Source organism: Micromonospora sp. LOL_021 (assembly GCF_048060215.1).
Lineage (GTDB): Bacteria > Actinomycetota > Actinomycetes > Mycobacteriales > Micromonosporaceae > Micromonospora_E.
The window spans coordinates 1-19,696 of sequence record NZ_JBHMIN010000032.1 but is presented as its reverse complement, the minus strand read 5'-3'; the positions used below and the strand labels follow the sequence as shown (position 1 = coordinate 19,696).

Below are 19,696 nucleotides of genomic sequence, written 5' to 3'. Positions count from 1 at the left end.
GGACCAGCGAGCCCGTAGGGCTGGTCCTATCAGGTGAAGCCGACCATGAACGGGGTGTTGACCGGGCTGCCGGCGCTGTCCGCGCAGGTCATTACGGGTGTGGTCAGCAGAACTCGACCGGGTCACCGGAGCGGATGACGCCGAATTCCACCGGGCGCGCGTACACCCCGGCGCACGGCAGAAAGCCGACGCCCTCCAGACGCAGCCGGTTGTGCCGGCTCAGAACCTGCAAAAGCGCGACGTCTCGCTCGACGTCACCGTGCCGCAGCGCCGGAACCACGCACCGTGGAGTCGCGATGACGACCTCGGCGACCACGTCGGGGCCGATCCGCAGCCGCCGCCCCGGCCAGAGGTTCTCGACGAACCCAGCACCCGGGTCGGGCACCTCGACGACGATGTTGGGCCGAAAGCGCCGGCTGTCTGCCGGCCGACCCGAGTGGGCCGCGAGACTGGCCAGCGTCGCGGTCGTCATCAGGTGCAGCGGCGCGAAGTCGAAGAACGTGCCCGGTGGGGAGCCGACAGCCAGCATGGATTCGGCGGTCTCCGCGATGCGCAGGTCGTCGTCGGTGCGTACCTGGGCCGGGTCCATCCGTTCGATGGTCGCGCCCGGCGCGGCCCGGTCGAGCAGCCGCACGTCCCGGCCCAGCAGCGTGGACAGCGCCGGATCGGGGTGACCGGTCACCGTCACGGTCTCGGTCGTACCGTCCGCCATGGTCAACCGGACCGCCGGGGCGCCGGCGGAGTCGGGGGGCGTCAGCGTGGACCGTACGGTCAGCATGTCCCGCCACAGGCGCGGGTTCTTGGCACTGGCCACCTTGCCGGTGACACAGTCGAGCACCGCGAAGAACCGGTCGCCGGCGATGCCCGCCTCGTCCACGTACGCCTGGTCCAGGTCCTCTCCCAGCATCGACTTGACCGGATAGCGCGACAGCTGCCGCACCGTGCCCACCCGACGATCGTGACCCATGCCCAGGAAACCTAGCTGAAGGTCTGCAGCCCGCCGGAGGTTGCCGCTGCGCATCGGATCAACCGCAACCGTCCGCAGCCCTCGATGTGGGGCACGTCCCAAGCCACCCCGGGCCCGGCTCCGACGGCCGCTACTGCTGTGATCATGGCCGACAGCGCCCACCACTTCTCGCTAGACTCGTCGGGCATGGGCCTGCTCACCTTCAGCATCAACCTCACCCTGGACGGTTGCGTCGACCACCGGGAAGGGATCGCCGACGACGAGACGCACGCCCTGTTCACCCGTCTCATGGACGAGAGCGGGGCGATGCTGTGGGGCCGCGTCACCTACGAGATGATGGAGAGCTACTGGCCGGCCGTCGCCCGCGGCGACCGGGAGGCGCCGCCGGCCGTCCGCGAGTGGGCGGTGAAGCTGGAGGCCAAATCCAAGTACGTGGTGTCGTCGACCCGCACGGACTTCCCGTGGACCAACAGTCACCACATCGCCGGTGATCTGCGCGAGGGCGTGCAGAGGCTCAAGGACGCGACTCCGGCCGGGGTCCTGCTCGGCAGCGGCACGCTCGCGACCGAGCTCGACCGGCTGGGCCTGATCGACGAGTACCAGCTGCTCGTCCATCCCAGGATCGCCGGCCACGGCCCGACCCTGTACCAGGGCGGGCTGCCCGGCACCCGCCAGCTCGAACTGCTCTCGGCGCAGCCGCTGCGCAACGGCGCGGTGGCCCTGCACTACCGCCGCGCTCGCTGAATCACCGGGTACGGTCAGCAGAACTCGACCGGGTCACCGGAGCGGATGACGCCGGCCTCAAGCGGGCGGGCGTACACCCCGGCGCACGGCAGAACACCGACGCCCGCCAGGCGCAGCCGGCACCTCGACGACGATGTTGGGCCGGAAGCGCCGGCTGTCGACCGGCCGACCCGAGTGGGCCGCGAGGCCGGCCAGGGTCGCGGTCGTCATCAGGTGCAGCGGCGCGAAGTCGAAGAACGTGCCCGGTGGGGAGCCGGCAGCCAACATCGAGCTGCCGGTCTGCGCGTGTGACAGGTCGTCGTCGGTGCGTACCTGGTCCGGGTCCATCCGTTCGATCGTCGCGCCCGGCGCGGCCCGGTCGAGCAGGCGCACGTCCCGGCCCAGCAGCGTGGACAGCGCCGGATCGCGGTGGCCGATGACCGTCACGGTCTCGGTCGTACCGTCCGCCATGGTCAGCCGGACCGCCGGGGCGCCGGCGGCGTCGGGAGGCAGCAACGTGGACCGTACGGTGAGCATGTCCCGCCACAGGCGCGGGTTCTTGGCGCTGGCCACCTTGCCGGTGCCACAGTCGAGCACGGCGAACGCGCGGTCACCGGCGATGCCGGCCTCGTTGACGTACGCCCGGTCCAGGTTCTCTCCCAGCATCGACTTGACCGGATAGCGCGACAGCTGCCGCACCGTGCCCACCCGACGATCGTGACCCATGCCCAGGAACCTAGCCGAGGATCTGTAGCAGTCGGTCAGCTCCTGGTGAGGTTCGTGACGAGGGTGCGCAGCCAGGGCTGCGCGAGGGCGTGATCGCGTCCCACTGCGCGGGCGACGGCGTGCCGGCCGGCCCGACTGCGGCCGTACGCGACCAGCGCGGCGGCCTCGGCGAGGGCCTGCCGGGTGCGCTCGTCGCGGCCGGGTCCGGTGTCTTCGGCCAGCCACCGGTCGGGGTACAACGAGCGGGTCAGCTTCACCTGGTGGTCACCGAAGTGCGACCAGACCCGCGGATCCAGCGACACGTTGGTCACGGCGGCGGCGGGCAGCGTCCGGGGCCAGTCAGCGTGCTGCTGCCACCGGTACGTCTTCGGGCTGGTCGAGGTCCGGCTGGTGACGCCGACGAAGCGCAGCTTGCGGCGGATGACCGGCCATGGCTCGCGGTCGGCGTCGATCCAGTCGCGCAGCAAGGTGAACAGTTCGGTGAACGTCCCACCTCGATGCACGACGTCGACCAGGACCGCCGGCCGGTCCCGCCGGGCCAGCGCATGAGGCGTCAGCCCGACCGCGTCGAGGAACCGTCGCCCCTGGGTAACCTCGGCGCGGGTCAACGGACGCGGCCGCCACCGGCGGCTCCCGGACCTGACCGCCGGACGCTGGAACGACAGCGGCAGCCGATAAAGTCGCTGTCCGCTGACGGGTCCGGCGAGAACTCCGCCGAGCAGGTCGAACATCGAGTCCAACGATCTGCCGACGAAGTACAGGTCACCGTTTCCGCTGCGGGCCAGCACCTTCCCTGAGCAGGTGACGAGGTCGTCGAGGAACCACAGGTCCGGCGGCGCGGCGCCAGCGAGCAACGTTCCGAGTTGATCCGGTGTGACCAGGTCCCACCGGAACGGCACACTCCCCTGCCAGGTCTGCACTACCAGGTGAAGCCGACCATGAACGGGGTGTTGACCGGGCTGCCGGCGCTGTTCAGGCAGGTCACGCCGACCTTCATGTCGGTGGTGCCGACTGGGTGCCAGTACTGCACGTGGCAGTGCGCGTCCTGGTAGCCCAACGCGTGGGCCACGGCGTGCCCGGAGTAGTCGATGATCTGCGGGAAGACCATCTCGTAGCGTCCGGTGCCGGTCCGGGTCACGGCGTAGTCGCCGCTCACCGAGCTGTCGTTGGTCCAGGTGATCGCCGGTGCCGGCCCACCCGACGGGTACGTGTCGTCGACCGTCGCCAGCGCTGTCGGGGCGATCTGCTGCAGCAGGTTGTGGATCGTCCAGGTGATGGTGAACCGGGAGTCGACGAAGGCTCCGGAGGCGTCCCGGCACCGTACCCGGGCGATCCCGTCGGCGACGTACGAGTCCACCTTGCACTTCACGGCCGCCGACGTGTAGGCGGTGATCTGGTAGAACGTGGTCTGCGTCTGGGCGGCCGAGGCGGGCAGCTCCACCGCGTACGAGCCGGGCGCGTCCCGCGCCACCCACGGCGTGCCGCCGCCGGCGTCGTAGCGGTACCAGCCGCTCGGGGTGTACATCGGCGAGGTCGGATCATTCGACCAGAGGTACGACACGCCGTCGACGGCGAGCGTGGAGCCGCTGGCCTCGACGAAGTTCGCCACGAACGTCGCGTCCTGCCGGGTGCCGCTGGACCCGAAGCAGTAGACGGCGACCAGCAGATCGGCACCGGACGGATACCAGGAGCCGACGGTGCAGAACCGGACCGCCGAACCGTACGCCTGGGCGTGGACCACTCCCCCGCCGCTGGTCACCAGCGACCCGAGCCCACCGAAACGCACCTGGTAGGCGCCGGCACCGGACCTGGTGACGGTGATCGGCCCGCCGCCGGGATTCTTCGCGTACGAGTAGTAGGTGTGCCCGCCGGACGTCCACGTCGGCACCGTGTAGCTCGCGGCGGTGGGGCTGCTGGCCCACACGTAGCTGGTGACGGCCGGGGTGACGTCCGCCGCAGCCGGTACAGCCGCCGTGACGGTGGCGGCCGCGCCGACCGCCGCAGCACCGAGGACGGTCGCGATTCGTCGGAGAAGCCTGCTGGTCATGCGCCGACGCTAACCACCGTCGTCAACCGCCCGCGCCGACCACGTCGCCTACGGCGACTTCTCAGACCGCACGTCTCGGCGGTGCACTCTCGACTGTCAGCCGGTCGGCCCATTCCGGGCTGCGCCGCTTGCCGAGCAAGATGACCGGGTGAAGGCGTTCGTGGGGGTCACCGACGGCGAGTGGCGCAGCTTCCTCGCCGCCCGGCCGCAGATCAACGAGGTCAACTTCTGGCGGCCCGGCGGCGGCAGCTTCAAGACCCTCACCCCCGGCGAGCCGTTCTTCTTCAAGAGCCGCTACCCGCACAACCGGATTGTCGGCGGCGGCTTCTTCAGCGGCTTCGCGAAGCTGCGGCTCTCGGAAGCCTGGGGGCTGTTCGGCGAGGCCAACGGCGCGGGCTCGCTGGCCGACATGGCCCGCGACATCGGCAAGTACCGCAAGGACCCGATCGGCCCCGGCGAGGACCCGGTCATCGGCTGCATCTTCATCCGCGACACCGTCTTCTTCCCCGACGGTCGGCAGCCGGAGCCGCCGCCGGAGTTCTCGCCGAACCTCACCCAGGGCAAAACGTACGACCTGTCGACGGGCGAGCACTTCGACTACTTCGAGCAGCTGACGAAGCTGCTGCTCGGCGGGGAGGTGCGGGTCGACCCGGAAGGCTCCTGGCACCGGCCGGGTCCGGTGTTCGGCGACCCCCGGCTCCGGCCGCAGCGCCTCGGGCAGCAGTCGTTCAAGGCGGTCGTGCTCGACACGTACTCCCGGCGCTGCGCGATCACCGACAGCAAGTTGCGGCCGGCGCTGCAGGCCGCGCACATCCGCCCGGTGGCCGTCGGCGGCGAGCACCGCATCGACAACGGCATGCTGCTGCGGGCCGACGTGCACATCCTGTTCGACCAGGGCTACCTGGGCGTCGACCCGCAGTACCGGCTGCTCGTCAGCCGACGCCTTCGTGACGACTTCGGCAACGGCGAACAGTTCTACGCCCGCGCCGGCACCCAGATCGCCGTACCCGAGCAGACGGCCCGCCGCCCCGACCACGACCTGCTCGAATGGCACACTGACACGGTCTTTCAGCACTGAAGTCCAGGCCCGGAGGCCAGTCGTGGTGCCGCGTACCGTTGCCGTCAGTCTCGCCGCCGGTGCCGTCCTTGTCGGCGGGGTGCTGTTCGTCGCCGCCACCGTCGGCGTCGGCCCGGACCCGGCGGCCGAGGCAGGTGCCACCCCGGCCGCCGCCGGGGTCACCCTGCCGCCGGTCGATGCCCGGTTCGACTACCAGATCGGCCAGCCCTACGCCCCACCGAGCGGCGTCACGGTGGTCAGCCGCGACCGCGAGGCGGACCCGGCCGCCGGCCTCTACACCATCTGCTACGTCAACGCCTTCCAGGTCCAGCCCCACGAGGTCACCTGGTGGCAGCGCAACCACGACGACCTGCTGCTACGCGACGCCGACAGCGAGTACGTCGTCGACGGCGACTGGAACGAGATCCTGCTCGACATCTCCACCGCCGCGAAACGCACCGCGATCGCCGACATCGTCAACACCTGGATCGACGGCTGCGCCGCCAACGGCTTCCAGGCCGTCGAACCCGACAACATCGACTCGTACGACCGCTCCGACGACCTGCTCACCCTCGACGACGCCGTCGAATACCTGAAACTGCTCGCCCCGCACGCCCACGCCGCCGGCCTGGCCATCGGCCAGAAGAACACCACCGAACTCGGCACGAGAGGCAAAGCCGCCAGCCTCGACTTCGCCATCGCCGAGGAATGCGGCCGCTACGACGAATGCGGCGACTACACGACGGTGTACGGCGACCACGTCATCGACATCGAGTACACCGACGACGCCTACACCACCGCGTGCGCCACGGTCGGCGCGACAGTCTCCGTGGTCCGCCGCGACCTCGACGTCACCGCACCCGGCAGCCCGACCTACGTCTACCGGGCCTGCTGAGGACCGGCAGACCCTCTCGCGAGAAGGACGCCGGCAGTGTCAGGTCAGGTGCCCGACCGTACCCGTCGACGGGCGACGACCGTCGTGTTCCAGTCACCACCGGAGAACGTAGTCACCAGTCGACACCTTTGGCTACCCCAGCTCGCACCATGTTGGATCACGAACTACATCGGACCACTTCGGATATAAACAGAGTCTCTACGTCAGCTTCATGACGTGGTCAGGTCCCAACGATCCATTGCCGGAAAAAGTGCGAGTAGGCACGCCTGAGCAGGCGGACCATCCGAGGTCTGCGCACTCGCCCATCCTGTGTCCGACATATCAATTACGAAGTTCCCTCGACGTTGACTCGACAGACCGCCGACATCTAGAGTCCAAGGTGGCCTCAGCGCTTGCCGAGGCCGCGCAGTCCCCGACCTGAGAGGATGTCATGCGCCCAATCACGAGTCGGCCCAAGTCACGCCTACGCGTACAGCTCGCGCAAGCAGCGGTGTTGGGAGTGCTCGCCGCCGGAGCGGTCGGCCTCACCGTCGGTCCCGCATCAGCAGCGGGTACGTCCAGCAAGGCCGGAAACTGCTACACCCAGTGGTGGAATACCGCGTGGGCACAGAAGTGCGATCCCCCGTCCGGAGCTTCCTACAGCACGATCTACCAGTCGGTAATGGAATGTAGTCTACAGGGCCTCAGGTCACTTCCCGTCTACCGCACGCAGGGCAACACGACGACTCACAGCGGCGCTGACTGCACTTTCAGCGCAGTCAGGGGAACGATCAACGTTCACTGACAAATTAGATCAATGGCGGGGAGTGCGTTGATTCGCACTCCCCGCCTCCGTGGGGTTAAGGATCAATATACTGTGACTACGGTTCTCGATTCACTGGTGCAGGGGTATGACAGGAAGACCGTCATCGACAGGCTTGACCTGACACTACGTCCGGGCATAACAGCCCTACTCGGCCCGAACGGCGCCGGAAAGACGACCTTGCTCCGGACTCTCGCGACCATCATGCCACCACGCTCGGGAACCATCTGTATCGACGACGTCTTGATTGACTCCGAACGAACGGCCCGCACCGTCCGCAATCGAATTGGATACCTGCCCCAGGACTTTGGTTTCGATCCTCAGATGACCGTCACTGATTTTGTGACTTATGCAGCGTGGCTTCGCGGTGTTTCCACAACTGATCTACGCCGACATGTTGATCAAGCGCTTGCACAGGTTGATTTGGCCGACCAGCGGCGGAGCCGGATGCGAAAGCTGTCGGGTGGGATGCGGCAGCGGGCCGGAATAGCATGGGCAATCGTTGGGCAACCACGCCTTGTTCTGCTCGACGAGCCCACCGTCGGACTCGACCCACGCCAACGGTTGCACTTCAGAAAGATCATTACCGGACTCAGCAATACAATCGTGCTATTGAGCACCCATCTGATTGATGACGTTGCCGCAACGGCCGACCGAGTTGTCGTGCTCCATGCCGGGGCAGCCAGGTTCGATGGCACTGTTGCCGAACTCGAACGTATGGACCGTGCAGATCTCCCGGGACATACCGCACTTGAACGCGCATACATACACCTGCTGCCAGAGGGAGAGCAGCGGATATGAGAATCCTGTGGCTCCATATTCGCAACTCACCGATCCGGGTGGCTGTGCCCATTCTGATTGCCCTGGACCTGGCGGTGCTGTTTTTGCGTAGCAACTTTTGGATTGGCTCCTGGCCGGAGACTGGCGCCGCAGCACAGGTGCCCGCTTATCTCGTCGGCATACTTGGCGCAGGTGCCGCAGCATGGGCAGCAGGCGCGACGAACAGGCACGGGCTGGACGAACAAATTTCGACCGCTTCAGTTCGCACCCACAGGTTGGAGGCATACCGACTTGGATCGACCGCTATTATCCTGCTAGCCCCCTATCTAACCGGGCAGGCAGTTGCATTTGCAATAACCGCCCGATCATTTCCGCCTGGAGTACAAGTCTGGGCCGGATACTTTCTTCTTGGCATTTTCGTCACCCTGTTTGCCACAGCGATAGGCTGGCTGATCGGCAAGCTTTTCACCCCCGTCTTTGCAGCCATGACCGCCTCTGTTGGGTTCCTGTTCCTTCTTGCCCTGTTGGATCGAGCGGGCGGCTTCATCGTGGTAAGCGGGCATCCGAATGCCATGATCGACCCCCTCGGTATCACATTTCGGATGCTGACCATAGCAGCACTCATTGTTGGGTTGGCCTGGATTCCAACCAAGCCTTCCCGCACTCGCCTTCCCGTCGCCGCAGCACTAATCACCACAATTCTTATGGTCATCGGCGTGGCAGTAGCAAGACCGTTGGCTGTCGACCGCGAACCGATAGGGAGCGACGCCCTCTGCACCAACGGAACGGTCACGATATGCATCTGGCCCGAACACAAAAAGTATTTATCATCGATTACTGGTATCAGCGCTCGAATCGATCAGTTGCCGGCGGAGTTTGAGCGACCGGAACGTATCATCCAATTCGGGGTGGAGCGCACAGTCCGCATCGACGACGGAGTGATATACGAAATCGAGGAGGCTTCGCCCCACTTCTACATACTCGAAGGCAGCCCGTGGTCATATGCAAGCGACATCGCAAATGCCATCGTCACGGCCACTTTCCCGGGCCACTCCGGGGCAGCCTGCATCTGGGACTCATTGACCTCCGCAGACCAGGCCCGCCTCTCCACTCTGAACGCCTGGCTGGAAACCTACCTAGCAGGAAACGGACAGCCCGATTATCAAACCAACGCCCCTGACCACATGCAGGAAGCATTCGCGGCCGGACGCGCGATCGCTAACGATCTCAGACAGGATCAGCAGTTCGACTGGGCTCGGCGGGAGGTAGGTGAAATCCATGGAAGATACTGCAACAAGAGTTCGTGAATTATTCACGACCGCAGCACCTGAACGCGCTTTTCTCGCCGCTCGACGTCTCAGCCATGTCCTTACCGCTACGACGATACTAGCCGCACTTGCTGCTACTTTCGGCGACTACGAGACAGCGCTACCGACGGCCACGCGGGATGGAAGCATCACCGTACCGATTTGGCGTTTCTTGGCCATGGCAGCCGCGACACTTCCCGTTCTCGGCCTGCATAGCCACCTCTCCACGCTAGAAGCGGTCGCGACCAGACGCTTTCGGCGCTGGCAGCGCGGATATCTCTGCGGCACCACGATCACATGCGCAATTGCCTATCTTGGGATCTCATCACTGACGACAAGCCCAGTCGTTCTACTGATGATCGCACGGTCCTGGCTCGCCTGGACCGGCCTGGCGCTTCTATCCGGCTTGTGGCTCGGCTGGCGGTTGGCATGGACAGGGCCGGCGCTGGTAGCCGTAATCCTCTTCTACTGGGGCACCTCCCGGCAGGGCGAGTACTTCTGGTGGGAGTTCACCGCACGCCCAGGAGATGACCTTGCATCGCTCCTACTCAGCGCGGCCATACTCGCCATCGGGTTGGGAGCCTACGCGGCGACGCCGTGGCGGCGCCGGCGGCTGAACTCGTGGCGACGGTCCCGGTGATACCCGAAGGCGTCACGTTTCGTATGCTATATACGGGTGTCGACGGCCGAACCGGCTGTAGCACCGTAGCTCGTAACGCGTCGACGATGAGTCGCACAGCCGGTCTCTGTGGTCCGCCGCGACCTCGACGTCACCGCGCTCGGCTGTCGCACCTACGTCTACCGGGCCTGCTACAACGCCCCGGGCTCACCGAACCGTTCGATGCCCGGGTGGCGGGGGGGTGCTGTCGTCGCCCCCGAGCTCGGCCGCCGAGCCGCAGTCGCTCACCGCAACCATCGCCCCGACCAGCAGCAAACTGCCGGTCGAGGCGACTATCGCATCAGCATCGACTCGGGTTACCGGTCCCCGTTGGCGGCCGGCGCTTCATTGAGGACCGCGTGCCGAAGGACGGCGTATCGATGGACGGCGTGTGGGTGCTTGCTGCGGTCTGCAATCGACGGTGCGTGGACCGCCTCGGTTTCTGCCTCACGGCGTGGCGCATTAGGCCCTGGTGCCGCGCTACGCCACGATCTGACGGACGAGTTCGGCGAGGCCGGCCGCGACTGCGCCACCGGCGAGGAGCACCACCGCGCAACCGCTGCTGCGCGTCGCCGACGCGGCCCTGGCCTGCCGTTCGCGGAGCTCCGCCAGGTCGATCTGGTGCACGTACGGCTCGTTCCAGGTCCGGTCCCGCACCACGAACGTCTGGTGGTACTGGGCGTCGGTCAGCTCGTACTTGCGCCAGGACCCGTGCCACTCGGGTCGGGACTGTCGACCCTCATTGGCACGTTCGGCCACGATCCGTTGGGCGACCTGTTCGCCGGCCTGGTCAGCAAAGAGCCCGGTCGCGCGTTTCGCGGCCTCGTCTTCCAACAGCTTGCGAGCATGCTCAGGAGCAAGTACGTCGACACCGGACGCGGCCGGCTTCGCCAACCGAGGATCGTCGGCCAATGGGTCGTCGCAGACCACCAGGCGTACCGTCTTGGTGAAGCTGACGGCGGCCTTCGCACCGTGCTCCACGGCGTAGTCGATCACCTCGGTGACGGCGGGCGAGTCGCCGACCGGCAGGATCCGCCAGCCCTTGAGCGGACCGTTGGCCCTGGCCCGATTGGCGGCTGCCGCTTCCTCCAGGTCGCTGATGAGGTGCGACGATGCGAGTTCCCGACCAGCCCGCTGCAGTTCCCGGAGCTCCGCCGGCGTGACCACGCCGTCGGCCTCGGCTCGGGCTCGGGCGTCCGCCAGGAACTCTTCGTGCACCTGGCGGGCGGTGGTCTGGGTCAGTCCGGCGTTGGTGGCCGCGACCGCCAGTTGGTTGGCTTCCTCCCCAACGATCCGACCATCGGCCAGGGCGTGGCCGAGCAACGCCCGATAGTCGGCCAGCCCGCCCGGCCGGGGCTGCGGCGGGTACGCCATGCGCGGCAGTCGCGCGGTGAGGGTCGCCAGCCATCCTTCGGTGCCTTTGCGCAGCCCGGCAGCCCTGGGCGCGACGATGCCGGTGCGGGGTAGCGCCGGAATCGGTGCGGGTTGCGGCCCGATCCAGGAGAGCCGCTGCGGCGCCTCGTTGATGAACTTCGTCAGGGTCACGGCAAGTGCCCTTGCGTCGCCGAGCGCCGAGTGCACCGCGTCGAGCCACTCCCCCGTGACCAGATGGTGCACGTTCTCGAGCTTGTAGCCCCAACTGTCAATCTGGGTCCGGGCGGTGACCAACGAACACAGCCCGGGAAGACCACTGAGGTTGACGCCGAGCCGCCCGAACTCGGCGATCAGGAACTTCTCCTCGTGGTCGAGGTTGTGACTGACCACGACGGCATCGCGGAGATAGGCCAGCACGTCGCCGGCGGCCTGTTGAAAGGTCGGAGCATGTTTGACGTCGGCGTTGGTGATGCCGTGGTACTCGTCGTTGTTGATCCGCATGCCTGGGTTGATCAGGGTCGAGTACTCGTCGAGGACGACGCCGTCACCCCGCATCCGCACGATCGCCAGCTCGCACACGCGGGATCCCTTGTTCGGGTGCAGCCCGGTGGTCTCCAGGTCGATGACGGCGTACGTCAGGGCACGCGGGTCGGCGCCGCTTCGGCGAGTTAGTTCACCACGGGTGAACATAAATACGACCTCCATCAAAATCATGTCGATAGCGTCTGCCTCCGCATGATCAGCAGAGGACGGCGTTTCCGAGCTGACGCACGGCGATTCACAACCTCAGCCGACCGGCGAGCACGGATCAGGTCCAAGGCGCTCGAAGCACTTCTCTGTGGATCACTTCCGCTGACTCAGACCGGCACCTTACGTCGCTGGATTCCGCGTCCGGTTCCACCGAAGGGTTCATGTTCACGGTCTATGGTTCAGCCGCAGTCAGCCGGAGAAGTTCCTTCCACCGCCATGCGGGCTGTCCATCCGGCAAGATCGTTCCCCGAGTATCGTTCGCGAAGCCGACAGTATGAGGCCGACCGAGGACCTACTTCATCCGGTACGGTCGAAGCTACTGCGATTGTCCGATGGGGAGGATGTCGGCGTGAGTTCGGTTGAGGAGGTCAAGGCGGGCGTCGCCCGGTTCGGTGACGAGGTCGGCCAGCAGGTCGGCGCGATCCGGGCCAGCGCGGAAGCCCTCGACCGCAGTACGGCGGCGCTGCGCGGCATCACCAGCGGGTCCAGCCACTCGCAGGTGTCCGAGACGATCGCCAAGGTCGAGCAGGCGAAGCAGAAGCTGGCCGAGGCGGCAGCGCTGACACAGAGCGCGATCGAGTCCAGCCGTGGCTACGCCGCGAGCTTCTGACCGGCTGGGAGGATCACCTGATGTCGACTGTGATCGTGCCCGCCGGCCTGAGCATGGGTCCCCGCTACCGGTACGTCCGCCCACCGGACCCGACCCCGGAATGCTACGAGGTGCACCTCGGTGACGACCTGGTCGAACTGACCGAAACCGAGGCCTCCATCTGGGCCGCCGCCTTCCTCTACCCGGAGCGGCACGCGAAACTCACGGTCAACCGCGATTCCCTGGTACGCATGCTGGAGACCGCGCCGAAGCCGGAGCCGCACGCCGCACGCTATGTCGACGACATGATCGCCCGTGGCCTGCTGGTCGAGTTCGACCCCGACGGCGACCTGCGACCAGTCTTCAGCCGCCACAAGCTGCTCCCCCTCGCCCAAGGGCTCGGCACCACGCCCGAGGAACCCGACCTGCACCGCATCGGCATCGGCGACAAGGCGGCGGTCGCGGTACCCATCCAGGTCTACACCCAATGGTCGTACGCCTTCCTGCATGCCAACTTGTGGGACGCGTGCGCCTTCTACGCCGACCAGTCGGAGGAGGAAGCCGCTGGCGAGAAGCTGATGGAGCTGACGGCAGCGGGGGTAGCCCGCGACGTCGCGATCAACCTCCCGATGATGGTCGTCACCGGGTGCGCCTTCTTTGATCCGGTCGTCCAGACATGAGGTATGGCCGGAAGCAGCGCAAGGGCCAGCAGCAGGCCGAGACCTTCGGCCAGCAGTTCCGCCGGGAGTTCTCAAAGGAGTCGCTCGGCAAGTTGGCCGAGCTGGGCGGCGCCGCCGTCGGCATATTGCTCGGGTTGGAGTCGACGAGATTGAAACTCAGCAGGCGAACGCGGCGAACGCGATTTGGTCTGCCAGCTCAGCTTGGCGCAAACCTTCGTCGGCGAATAGAACGACTCCACACAGTTCATCTAACGCGAATAAATGTAACACCCAAATAGTACAAATAGAAGCGAGACAGCAACAACCCGTACACCTCTTTGGAAATTGATGATCATGAGAAGAATTTGGTCCAGATTCTCCACAACCGAAAAGATCGGAGTCTTGGCCATCCTCGCAACGCTCGTCGTGGGGGCCGTCACAGCAACCGCAACCATCATCGCCCCAATAGTCGAAGGGATAATCAAAGGCAGCAATCCTGAAGTCGACGGAGACCCTTCTCCGCAGCCAAGTCTCCTCCATACACCCGCACCAACCATTGAACCATTCTTCTCTGGGACAGTCTTGATAACCGAGAATGGCACGGATCTAGATAGCTATCCACCAATGTATGTAGGCTTGAATAACGATCTATTTGCTTCGGCCGGTGCGATCGATGCGAGCTACTACGCAAAGATTGCCATTTGGGACGGCGAGCAGGATGCAACTCGCGCGGAGTGCGCTAAGGCCCTCAACGATGTTGACGAGGCAAAATCAAGAACAATACTTGACCCAGAGCCAGGTACCGGTTTTTGCGTGCTGACCGGCGACCAAAGGAATCCACGCTACGCGTTCGGCATAGTCGAAGTCATAACCCAGCAGGGATTCAGGACCAAGATCGTGATCTGGTAGTCCCCCGGCAGCCGGTACTGGATGTCAGCCAGCTCGCGCTTCCGCCAGGACCGCGGTTCTGTCGACTGCGCTAAAGGCCCTCGCTAATTCATTGACGAGCCGAGCTTGACAGTCCTGCGCTTGAAGGGCACCGGACCTCCTTCCAGGTGATAGAGCGTCAGGGCGTTAAGGTCGTGGCGTTCGAGTGATCCGGTGGCTTCGACGACCCCTTTGGTCGCGTCGGACGTGAGGGTGATGATCATTTCGGCATCGGCGGAGACGACGAGGCCTGGGCTTCGGGTAGCGAAGATGTACTGTCGACCGCCGCGCAGGTCGCGAAGTTTGGCCACGAGGTACTCCTCGATCCACGGGGCATGGAGCGCGTCCTCGGGCTGGTCGATGATGAGGGGCTCGTTGCCGTCAGCGAGGGCGATGATGAGAATGGCTGTGCATTTTTGGCCATGGGCGAGCCGCTCGATCGGCACATAGCCGTCATTGGCATGCTTGCGGAATTCGACGGAGAGGCCATCGTGCAGGTCGAGGGTCTGCGTCCGCAGGAATCCCTCAATCGCATTCTTTTCCCGAACGTGCTCAAACAGGGTCTCGACATGTTTGCGCTCGGCACCAGTAGCGGCGCACACGCCGTCGACGTCATTGGCGAGGAACGAGCGGACCAATTTCACCGGTAGGGTCTTCTCGCAGATCAGCTTGAGGACTGGGGCACGCAGCCGGGATCCCTTGGCGATGGTGGTCAAGTCGGCCAGGTAGGCCGAGTCGTCGTTCTCGGGTAGCATCTTGATCCGAACGATGCCGCCCATTAGCTTGTTCAGGGCCTTAATCCGTTCCTCGCGCCGCCGCCGACGAGTCCTTCGCGCCTCGATCAACTCGGCGATCAGCTCTTCCCGATAGGCCTTGGCGGTTGCCAGGTTTGGCAGTAACTCGTCGTTGAGCTGAGTCTGTAGCGCGTCGAGTTTCGCCTTCTCCGTCTGGAGCTCGACGAGCCGGGTACGCAGGGCAGCGAGGCCCTTGTTGTCGACGTCGATGCGGCTGACCGCTTCGGCGAGTTCCTGGTCGAACCTTCGGTACCGCTCGAGCCACTCCTGCCGAATGGCGGCCAGCTCCTTGTTTACCACCAGCAAGACCTGCGCCATCTGCGCGTTGGTCGCCTCGATCGCCTCGTGCAATTGCGCATACGTCGCCTGCACTCGCAGGTAAAGGTCCTGGTTGTCGGCGACCGCGGCCGTATTCCGGAACTTATCGCTGTCAGCCGTCCGGAGGTCGAACTTCAGTTCGGGGATGCCGACCACCGACTCAAATAGGGCCCTCTCCCCGCTCCATTTCGCCTGCATCTTGATGGTCTCGCCGTCGAACAGACCAGACAGCTCCTCCAGTCGCTTCTCAACCTCCGGAAGAGTCTCCAACCTCGCATGAGCCTGCGCTATCTTAGACTCGAGCGAGCCGACAAGCCTGCCGTTGTCGTTGAGCCGGGCAACCACGTCCGCTTCGTGTATCTCGAACTCAGTCAAATCGAGGACGGCGTCGATGAGCGCCATCCGGCCGACCGGTGTCCGGGCGTACTCGATGACCTCGCTCTGTGAGAAACCGGTGATCGCGATCCGGCCAGACAGGCCGGTCAGTTGCTCGGCGTCGCCGATGAACTCCGGCTGAGTAGATCCGTCCTCGAAGTACGCTCGGCGCACAAGGCACCGTGCTTGGCCGCGGGTGAGCACGACTTCGACGGTCGACCCGGAGGTGAGCGCGTACTTGAGCCGGGAGTCGACCTCCTTGCGGACCTGCGGAAAGTCGTCGGCGTCGGTCTGCTGGTCGAGGGCGAACCGGACCAGCTCAATCAGCAGCGACTTGCCCGCCCCGGTCCCGCCGAGCAGGCAGTTGAGATCGCAGGAGAACTGGAACTGCTGCCCGTCGAGGAACCCGCCGGCCACGGTCACCGACTCGATCACCGTGTGCTCCGGTGCCGCCGGCTTCTCCAGGCGGACCCGCAGCTCCGGATCCGCTAGCGCATGCCGCAGTCCGCACAGGTCGGGTCGGGACGCCTTGATCCAGGTCCGGCGCTGGCCGATGCCGTGCAGGACATGCCAGCTCACGCCCGAGGCGGTGGTGTCCGAGCTGCGGACAAGCGCTAGACCGCGCCGGCCGTCGAGCCGGGCCTTGATCTTCCCGGCCTCGGCGAGGTCGACGATCTCGACCGCGCCGATTGCGTCGTCAAGCAGTGTCTGGTTGATGCGGTCGGCGACGGCGAGGCGGAGTAGGCCTTTCTCCCGGTCGGCGTGTGCGGGGATCGCCAGGCCGCCTCGGGCGGCGATGATCTTCGCCGTGTCGGCGAACCCCTTGTCCAAGGCCTTGTGGAGGTCGCCGTGGTCGGCGCGGGCGACGCCAAGTTCGACGAGCACGTCCTCAAGGTGCTGCGCCGGGGTGCCCTCCTCCCAGATGGCGAGGAGATGCCCTTCGGCCGTGCTGAGCTCCAGTCCGGGCAGCACCACGAGCCCCGTGTCGCGCGCAGCGTCGGCCATTCTGTCGCACCAGCCGGCGGTGTTGTGGTCGGTGATCGCTATGGCGTCCAGCCCAGCGGCGAGCGCCGCCTCGACGATCTGCCGCGCCTCGGAGGCACCGTAGGTTTGCACGTCGACGTCACGCGACGCCGGGGTGTGCACGTGGAGGTCGACAGCCCAGTACCGCGCGGGTCCGTGCTTCGCGCGGGGCGACGATGCCGCCCGGCTACTCCCCGAAGGTGTCGATGGTGACGTCAATGCACTCGCTCCGTCATCTTTCGCCGTCATCCGAGCGTCCGGCTGGCACTTTAGCGCTCAGTGAACTACAGGACGGGCACGACACACTCGCCCATACGTTCGAATTGGGAGCCACCTGGACGAACCGGCACCGGAGCGTCCGGTGCCGGTTACCCACCGTTTCGCGCATCAGTTCAACGAAGGATCCGTCGCCGCACGTTGTGTCTGGTGGCCGACCTCGCCAACTCGAAAGCCGGCGAGGTCGGCCAGCACCTAGACGGACCCCGGCTCGAAGAACGCCGCCAACGCCATCTCGGCCGAGAGCATCGGATGGGTACATCCGTCGAGCGGCACCAGGAGACGAGCCACCCAACCCTCACACAGCCGGACCCGTTCGAGGTCGAGGTCCGGCCGCAGCGGCAGGACCGTGAGGGCGTGCCACCCGGCTCGTCGGTCGTCGTGGCCCAGGTGTTCGCGAAGGCGATCTCGGACAGCGGCCCGTGCCTTCGGACGGCGGACGCTGCCGACGTACCGGCACCGACCGAAGAGGTCCCACGCGAAGTAGACCGCAGTCGAAGGCGTGGCCCTCGCCCGCAGCACCTCCCGCAGCGTCACGGTTAGGCCGTCGGTGTCGGTGTCGGGCGTCTGCAGAACCGGCTGAAGCGCGTTGACAGCCTTCGTGATCTGCAGGCGCATCTGACGGTGTGGGTTCACTCGTCGTCCTCGTCCTCGTCGTCATCAAGGATCGGCTGCAGTTTCGGGCCATTGGCGTTCAACGCGTCTCGGGCGTCCTGCAGCTGGTTCTTGATCAGGTTGACCATGTCGTAGGAGCCGAAGACGTCTACGCCAAGCGTCTGGGCCAGCTCGGTCAGCCGGGCAACGGCGTCGGCGACGGAATCCGCTCCGGATCGGAGTTTCTCGCGCAGCCGGACCTGCTCTGGCTTCTGGGAGGAGGTGCCGTGCGTTCTGGCGCCTGCGGCGCTGATGGCCTCGGCTGCCCGTACCGGGTCGGCGGTGACGACGACGTCCCACTCCATCTCCAGGTTGGCGTGGGCACCGGCCTTGTCGTAGACGGCGTCGCCGTCGGCCGTGCCCATCTCCGCGTCGTCGATCGAGTAGAACCGCTTCGCCGGCTTGCCAGTGACGTGTGAAACCGCCATCGAGTGCAGCGTCTTAAGCCCGCCAGCAGTTCCCGCGAGCTGTTCGACGATCCGGTACGGGCGGGCCCGGAACGGCACCTGGCGGACGGTGCGTTTGCCGTCCATAGTTTGCTTCGAGCCGCGGTCGCGGCTGATCAGGCCGTTGAGCATGCCGGCGGTGCCGCCGAGCACACACAGCTGCGCGATCGCACCCTTGTCACCGCCAAGCGCCTGCTTCAGCAACGTGTCGAGAACCTGCAGCGGCTCGTTGCCCTTCAGCAAGGCCAACGGAACTCCCAGACCGTTTCGGCGATTGGTCCTCCGTCGCTGAACGCGTTGACCGCGACGTTGATTGTCTTCGCGGACCGATAACCGGACAGCGCCGTCGATGCAACCTGTTTCCCCACCAGGAGACGAGTCGGATTACTGCTGTTGAACTCCTCCCGAAAGAGGGTGCGCATCCCGTCGTACCACGGGTTGAGGATTGCCTGCAGCGTCAGCGCCACCGCCCAGAGCCGGTGCTTGGGCAGCCCGAGCAGCTCGTGCATCTCCTCGACGGTGCACCGGCCCTCGATCACCCGGCGCTTCTCGGGCGTCATTAGCCCTGTGTTGGTGGCCCGGCGCAGCACCCGGGCCATACCCTGCTCCGCCTGCGCCGCCGGGTCCCACGGCGTCGCGTCCGTGTGGATGGTCGCGATCAGGTCCTCGCGGGCGGCGACCATGTCGGTCAGCAGGTCAGTGCCGTCGGTGATCTTGCCGCCGACCACGACTACCGTCGGCGCGGTCAACGTGTGGCCGGCGCGGATGGTGTTCTCGGTGAGCTCGTCTTCGAGCAGCCCTTGGTTGATGAGGTCCACCCGGGCGCTCAGGGCGTCACGGATCTGGCGCTGGGTCGCGCGGCGCCACGATGTACCTACGGGGGTACCGATCACGGTCTCGATGCAGGCGCTGGCTGCCTGGTCGACATTGCCGCCAGTGCGGCCCTTCCACATCGATACGAGCCGCGAGTTGCCATCGATGCTAACCAAGTAGCACTCGTCATCTGCGAAGTCTCTGAAGATCACCCGCATCGGGACGAGCAACAGCGGCTCCTTCACCCCGGACTGCAGGATGCTCGTTGCCAGCTGTGGAGTGGTCGGGCCCGGTCTTCGCGAACGCCTCCCGAACCCGTGCCGCCAACTCGCGGTGATCGTCGACCTCGAGTTCGAGCATCGTCCACGGGCCATGCGGGCCCTTGGCGGTCTCCAGGCGGGCGGCGGGCAACTCGCTGCTCTCCACGTCGAGCCGGTTGTGCAGCGTATGCACCCACCGGGCACCGGCAACATCGGGGATGACGCCCATGTCGATGAACCGGTCGTGCTGCGGAGTGACGAACACGATGCCCTCGCCGACCCGCTTGCGGTTCAGCAATGACGTCGCCGTCCCGTCGTGCCCGGTGTGGGTCTCGGTAAGCATCCGGAACCGGACCGGATCGGTGAGTCCGGCAGTGATCACGCCGGCCGCGTCATCGGGCAGATTGACGTCCGGGAGGCTTATTCAGCAGGGCCCCGATAACCCACAGTGGACCCCCCGATAAATGAGACGGCCC

The 19,696-nt window shown here is 65.9% G+C and carries 19 protein-coding genes; 9 read left to right on the top strand and 10 right to left on the bottom strand.

Annotated features, from left to right (window positions below):
* Window positions 1–103 precede the first annotated feature (103 nt).
* On the bottom strand, window positions 104–949 hold the full coding sequence (locus ACFHWT_RS20340) for an MOSC domain-containing protein (protein ID WP_416596264.1): 846 nt from the start codon (window positions 947–949) through the stop codon (window positions 104–106).
* 204 nt (window positions 950–1,153) lie between these two features.
* On the opposite strand from ACFHWT_RS20340, the gene ACFHWT_RS20335 reads away from it, so the two are divergent.
* Window positions 1,154–1,711, top strand: a complete 558-nt coding sequence (locus ACFHWT_RS20335; protein ID WP_281555623.1) for a dihydrofolate reductase family protein — start codon at window positions 1,154–1,156, stop codon at window positions 1,709–1,711.
* A gap of 57 nt (window positions 1,712–1,768) precedes the next feature.
* On the opposite strand, the gene ACFHWT_RS20330 is transcribed toward ACFHWT_RS20335, so the two are convergent.
* The 3 genes from ACFHWT_RS20330 to ACFHWT_RS20320 are packed head-to-tail and all read right to left on the bottom strand — an operon-like array spanning window position 1,769 to window position 4,463.
* Window positions 1,769–2,398 (bottom strand): MOSC N-terminal beta barrel domain-containing protein, encoded by a 630-nt coding sequence (locus ACFHWT_RS20330; RefSeq protein ID WP_416596263.1) that lies wholly within the window; start codon window positions 2,396–2,398, stop codon window positions 1,769–1,771.
* A 53-nt stretch (window positions 2,399–2,451) separates the two neighbouring features.
* Entirely contained in the window at window positions 2,452–3,315 is an 864-nt protein-coding gene (locus ACFHWT_RS20325; protein ID WP_416596262.1) for a hypothetical protein, read from the bottom strand.
* Between the two features lie 20 nt (window positions 3,316–3,335).
* Entirely contained in the window at window positions 3,336–4,463 is a 1,128-nt protein-coding gene (locus tag ACFHWT_RS20320; RefSeq protein ID WP_416596261.1) for a hypothetical protein, read from the bottom strand.
* A gap of 148 nt (window positions 4,464–4,611) precedes the next feature.
* Between ACFHWT_RS20320 and ACFHWT_RS20315 the strand changes: the two genes are divergently transcribed.
* From ACFHWT_RS20315 to ACFHWT_RS20295, 5 genes are all read left to right on the top strand, one after another.
* Window positions 4,612–5,541, top strand: a complete 930-nt coding sequence (locus ACFHWT_RS20315; protein WP_416596260.1) for an HNH endonuclease — start codon at window positions 4,612–4,614, stop codon at window positions 5,539–5,541.
* A 25-nt stretch (window positions 5,542–5,566) separates the two neighbouring features.
* Window positions 5,567–6,415 (top strand): endo alpha-1,4 polygalactosaminidase, encoded by an 849-nt coding sequence (locus ACFHWT_RS20310; protein WP_416596259.1) that lies wholly within the window; start codon window positions 5,567–5,569, stop codon window positions 6,413–6,415.
* A gap of 856 nt (window positions 6,416–7,271) precedes the next feature.
* The gene (locus ACFHWT_RS20305) at window positions 7,272–8,018 is read left to right on the top strand and encodes an ATP-binding cassette domain-containing protein (RefSeq protein ID WP_416596258.1); all 747 of its coding nucleotides are present in this window, start codon (window positions 7,272–7,274) and stop codon (window positions 8,016–8,018) included.
* Window positions 8,015–9,304, top strand: coding sequence for a hypothetical protein (locus tag ACFHWT_RS20300; RefSeq protein ID WP_416596257.1), 1,290 nt, complete (start codon window positions 8,015–8,017; stop codon window positions 9,302–9,304). Before ACFHWT_RS20305 ends, ACFHWT_RS20300 begins: the two co-directional genes overlap by 4 nt.
* Window positions 9,305–9,659: 355 nt before the next feature.
* Window positions 9,660–9,944, top strand: coding sequence for a hypothetical protein (locus ACFHWT_RS20295; RefSeq protein WP_281550526.1), 285 nt, complete (start codon window positions 9,660–9,662; stop codon window positions 9,942–9,944).
* A 498-nt stretch (window positions 9,945–10,442) separates the two neighbouring features.
* Here ACFHWT_RS20295 and ACFHWT_RS20290 read toward each other — a convergent pair whose 3' ends face one another.
* The gene (locus ACFHWT_RS20290) at window positions 10,443–12,050 is read right to left on the bottom strand and encodes a PolC-type DNA polymerase III (protein WP_416596256.1); all 1,608 of its coding nucleotides are present in this window, start codon (window positions 12,048–12,050) and stop codon (window positions 10,443–10,445) included.
* A 385-nt stretch (window positions 12,051–12,435) separates the two neighbouring features.
* On the opposite strand from ACFHWT_RS20290, the gene ACFHWT_RS20285 reads away from it, so the two are divergent.
* The 3 genes from ACFHWT_RS20285 to ACFHWT_RS20275 all read left to right on the top strand — a co-directional run bounded on the left by ACFHWT_RS20285 (window position 12,436) and on the right by ACFHWT_RS20275 (window position 14,243).
* Window positions 12,436–12,696: a hypothetical protein gene (locus ACFHWT_RS20285; RefSeq protein WP_282231370.1), complete on the top strand. Its 261-nt coding sequence runs from the start codon at window positions 12,436–12,438 to the stop codon at window positions 12,694–12,696.
* Window positions 12,697–12,716: 20 nt separating this feature from the next.
* Window positions 12,717–13,355, top strand: coding sequence for a hypothetical protein (locus tag ACFHWT_RS20280; protein WP_416596255.1), 639 nt, complete (start codon window positions 12,717–12,719; stop codon window positions 13,353–13,355).
* Between the two features lie 333 nt (window positions 13,356–13,688).
* Window positions 13,689–14,243 (top strand): hypothetical protein, encoded by a 555-nt coding sequence (locus tag ACFHWT_RS20275; protein ID WP_416596254.1) that lies wholly within the window; start codon window positions 13,689–13,691, stop codon window positions 14,241–14,243.
* A gap of 83 nt (window positions 14,244–14,326) precedes the next feature.
* Here ACFHWT_RS20275 and ACFHWT_RS20270 read toward each other — a convergent pair whose 3' ends face one another.
* The 5 genes from ACFHWT_RS20270 to ACFHWT_RS20250 all read right to left on the bottom strand — a co-directional run bounded on the left by ACFHWT_RS20270 (window position 14,327) and on the right by ACFHWT_RS20250 (window position 19,602).
* Window positions 14,327–16,894 (bottom strand): Nuclease sbcCD subunit C, encoded by a 2,568-nt coding sequence (locus ACFHWT_RS20270; protein WP_416596253.1) that lies wholly within the window; start codon window positions 16,892–16,894, stop codon window positions 14,327–14,329.
* Window positions 16,895–17,242: 348 nt separating this feature from the next.
* On the bottom strand, window positions 17,243–17,665 hold the full coding sequence (locus ACFHWT_RS20265; RefSeq protein WP_416596252.1) for a hypothetical protein: 423 nt from the start codon (window positions 17,663–17,665) through the stop codon (window positions 17,243–17,245).
* A gap of 14 nt (window positions 17,666–17,679) precedes the next feature.
* Window positions 17,680–18,396, bottom strand: a complete 717-nt coding sequence (locus ACFHWT_RS20260; RefSeq protein WP_416596251.1) for a hypothetical protein — start codon at window positions 18,394–18,396, stop codon at window positions 17,680–17,682.
* On the bottom strand, window positions 18,384–19,205 hold the full coding sequence (locus tag ACFHWT_RS20255; RefSeq protein ID WP_416596250.1) for a hypothetical protein: 822 nt from the start codon (window positions 19,203–19,205) through the stop codon (window positions 18,384–18,386). Before ACFHWT_RS20255 ends, ACFHWT_RS20260 begins: the two co-directional genes overlap by 13 nt.
* Window positions 19,147–19,602 (bottom strand): hypothetical protein, encoded by a 456-nt coding sequence (locus ACFHWT_RS20250; protein ID WP_416596249.1) that lies wholly within the window; start codon window positions 19,600–19,602, stop codon window positions 19,147–19,149. Before ACFHWT_RS20250 ends, ACFHWT_RS20255 begins: the two co-directional genes overlap by 59 nt.
* Window positions 19,603–19,696: the final 94 nt, after the last annotated feature.

What these genes read in the sequence shown, in the direction of transcription:
- ACFHWT_RS20290 (WP_416596256.1), bottom strand. Translation starts at nt 12,050, where the DNA reads ATGATTTTGATGGAGGTCGTATTTATGTTCACCCGTGGTGAACTAACT.
- ACFHWT_RS20280 (WP_416596255.1), top strand. Translation starts at nt 12,717, where the DNA reads ATGTCGACTGTGATCGTGCCCGCCGGCCTGAGCATGGGTCCCCGCTAC.
- ACFHWT_RS20275 (WP_416596254.1), top strand. Translation starts at nt 13,689, where the DNA reads ATGAGAAGAATTTGGTCCAGATTCTCCACAACCGAAAAGATCGGAGTC.
- ACFHWT_RS20335 (WP_281555623.1), top strand. Translation starts at nt 1,154, where the DNA reads ATGGGCCTGCTCACCTTCAGCATCAACCTCACCCTGGACGGTTGCGTC.
- ACFHWT_RS20265 (WP_416596252.1), bottom strand. Translation starts at nt 17,665, where the DNA reads ATGCGCCTGCAGATCACGAAGGCTGTCAACGCGCTTCAGCCGGTTCTG.
- ACFHWT_RS20320 (WP_416596261.1), bottom strand. Translation starts at nt 4,463, where the DNA reads ATGACCAGCAGGCTTCTCCGACGAATCGCGACCGTCCTCGGTGCTGCG.
- ACFHWT_RS20295 (WP_281550526.1), top strand. Translation starts at nt 9,660, where the DNA reads ATGATCGCACGGTCCTGGCTCGCCTGGACCGGCCTGGCGCTTCTATCC.
- ACFHWT_RS20300 (WP_416596257.1), top strand. Translation starts at nt 8,015, where the DNA reads ATGAGAATCCTGTGGCTCCATATTCGCAACTCACCGATCCGGGTGGCT.